Origin of the sequence: Rhizobacter sp. OV335, assembly GCF_900142965.1 — a bacterium.
Lineage (GTDB): Bacteria > Pseudomonadota > Gammaproteobacteria > Burkholderiales > Burkholderiaceae_C > Rhizobacter.
The window spans coordinates 35,691-38,705 of record NZ_FRCQ01000017.1 but is presented as its reverse complement, the minus strand read 5'-3'; the positions used below and the strand labels follow the sequence as shown (position 1 = coordinate 38,705).

1 protein-coding gene is annotated in these 3,015 nt (G+C 67.5%); it reads left to right on the top strand.

Features of this window, described 5'->3' with window-relative positions; genetic code table 11:
• Nucleotides 1-131 precede the first annotated feature (131 nt).
• Nucleotides 132-3,015, top strand: a 2,884-nt coding sequence (locus BUE42_RS34190) for a calcium-binding protein (protein WP_304442386.1), incomplete at its 3' end; no start/stop codon positions are given.

Below are 3,015 nucleotides of genomic sequence, written 5' to 3'. Positions count from 1 at the left end.
CGCCTACGCCTACGCCTACGCCTACGCCTACGCCAACGCCAACGCCAACGCCAACGCCAACGCCAACGCCGACGCCGACGCCAACGCCAACGCCAACACCGACGCCGCTGCCTCCCCCGCCGCCGCCGCCGGTGCCGCCGCCGCCGCCGCGCGACCCGTTGGCGTTCGACCTCGACCACAACGGCAAGATCGACACGATCCCGAAGACGCACGGGGTCAACTTCGACCTGGACAACAGCGGCTTTGCCGAGCGCACGAGCTGGATCGGCAGCAGCGACGCGATGCTGGTGCTCGATCGCAACGGCAATGGCGCGATCGACGGCGGTGCCGAGCTGTTCGGTACCGAGACGACGCTCGCCAATGGCTCGCTGGCCCGCAACGGCTTCGAAGCGCTGGCCGAGTTCGATCGCAACACCGACGGCGTGATCGATGCCAGCGACGAGATCTTCGGTGACCTGCGCCTGTGGCAGGACGCGAACAGCGACGGCGTCGCCAATGCCGGCGAGCTGAAGACGCTGGCCGAGCTGAACGTCAGCTCGATCGACGTCAGCTACAACACGCAGCCGTTCACCGATGCGAACAACGTGCAGCACCGCGAGATCGGCGCCTTCCGCTACGGCGACGGCTCGACCGGCCTGACCAACACGCTGTGGTTCGATTCGGACCGCCGCCTGACGGTGCCGGTCGGCCAGCTGAACGGCAACGGCATCGTCGTGCCGCCGGAGATCGCGCGGCTGCCCGATGCCGTCGGCTTCGGCAACGTGCACACGCTGCACCGCGCGATGGTGCTCGACACCAGCGGCGCGCTGAAGGCCGCTGTCGAGGCCTTCGTGGCCGCGACCGACCCGGCGCAGCGCCACCTCCTGGTCAAGCAGATCCTCGAACTGTGGACGCACCAGGAGAACGTCAACCCGGCCAGCCGTGGCGGCGTGGTGGATGCACGCACGATCGGCGTGATGGAAAGCTTCCTCGGGCAGCCTGCCTTGCAGGTCAATCCGTCGGGCACCTACGCGCAAAGCCTGCAGCGCGCCTATGACCAGCTGGCCGCCAGCGTCTACACGCAGCTGATGAGCGACAGCCATGCCGCATCGCTGCTGCGCAAGGTCAGCTTCAGCGAGGTGAACGGCGTGTGGTCGGCCGATTTCGCGGCCGTCAGCGCGGTGTTCGCGCAGCAGTTCACCAGCGGCCAGGCCGGCGTGGGCGCAAAACTGAGCGACTTCATGGAGGTGGTGCGCGGCATCAACCCCTATGACGCGACGATGTACCGCCACTTCATCGACCAGCTCGAGGCGCAGGCCATCGGGCTGGCGCCGGACGTCAAGACCGCGATGATGACGGTGGTCTGGGCCGGCAACGACACGATCCTGGGCACGGCGAGCCGCGACTCGATCAACGGCTACACCGGCAACGACACCATTGACGGCAAGGCCGGTGACGACTGGCTGTGGGGCGGTGCTGGTCACGACGTGATCAACGGCGGGGACGGGATGGACCTGCTGTCCGGCGACGACGGCAACGACCTGCTGTCCGGCAACGCCGGGGCCGACGTGCTGATCGGCGGCACCGGCGACGACACGCTGACTGGTGGCGAGGGCGTCGACCATGCCTACGGCGGCGACGGCAACGACTACCTGTACGGCGATGGTGCCTACGGAGGGGCCGGCGGCAACGACGTGCTCGATGGCGGTGCCGGCAACGACTACCTGGTCGGCGGCTTCGGCAGCGATACCTACCTGTTCGGCCGCGGCGACGGGCAGGACACCATCAACAACGACTCCGATGGCTGGAACGGCTATGCCGACCCGACCCCGGGCAAGCAGGACGTGCTGCAGTTCAAGCCGGATGTGCTGGCGAGCGATGTCTCGCTGTCCCGCAACGGCGACAACCTGGTCCTCAGGATCAACGGCACGACCGACCAGGTCACGATCTCGAACTACTTCAACAACGACGGCGTCAGCACGCGCGGCTGGGCTGTCGAGCAGATCCGTTTCAATGACGGCACGAGCTGGGACGTGACGACGGTCAAGGCGCGGCTGCTCGTCAGCGCGACCGACGCCAACGACACGATCACCGGGTATGCCACCGATGACCTGATTGCGGGCCAGGGCGGCAACGACGCGCTCTATGGGCGCGACGGGAACGACACGCTCGATGGCGGAGACGGTGGTGACTCGCTGAACGGAGAGAACGGCAACGACTCGCTGATCGGCGGGGCCGGGGCCGATGCGCTGACCGGTGGCGTCGGCGCCGACACGCTGCTCGGTGGCGACGGCAATGACAACCTGTACGGCGATGGCCAGTACGGCGGCAATGGTGGCAACGACGTGCTCGATGGCGGTGCCGGCAACGATTACCTCGTTGGCGGCTTCGGCAGCGACACGTACCGCTTCGGTCGTGGCGACGGGCAGGACAGCATCAACAACGACTCCGACGGCTGGAACGGCAGCGCCGATCCGACTGTCGGCAAGGCGGATGTGCTGCAGTTCAAGGCCGGCGTGCTCAGCAGCGACGTGTCGCTGACCCGCAGCGGTGACAACCTGATCGTCAGCATCAACGGCACGGCGGATCAGGTCACGATCTCGAACTACTTCAACGGTGACGGCGTCAGTGCGCGCACCTGGGCGGTCGAGCAGATCCGCTTCGACGACGGCACGACCTGGAGCGTCGCCGATGTGAAGGCGCGACTGCTGGTCAGCGCAACGTCGGCGAACGACACCATCACGGCCTACGCGACGGATGACGTCGTCGCTGGCCTGGCCGGTGACGATGCGCTCTATGGACGCGACGGCAACGACACGCTGGATGGTGGCGACGGTGGCGACTCGTTGAACGGCGAGAACGGCAACGACTCGCTGATCGGTGGCGTGGGAGCCGATGCGCTCACCGGCGGCGTCGGCGCCGACACGCTGCTCGGTGGCGTCGGCAACGACAACCTGTACGGCGACGGCCAATACGGCGGCAACGGTGGCAACGACGTGCTCGACGGTGGGGCCGGCAACGATTACCTCGTTGGCG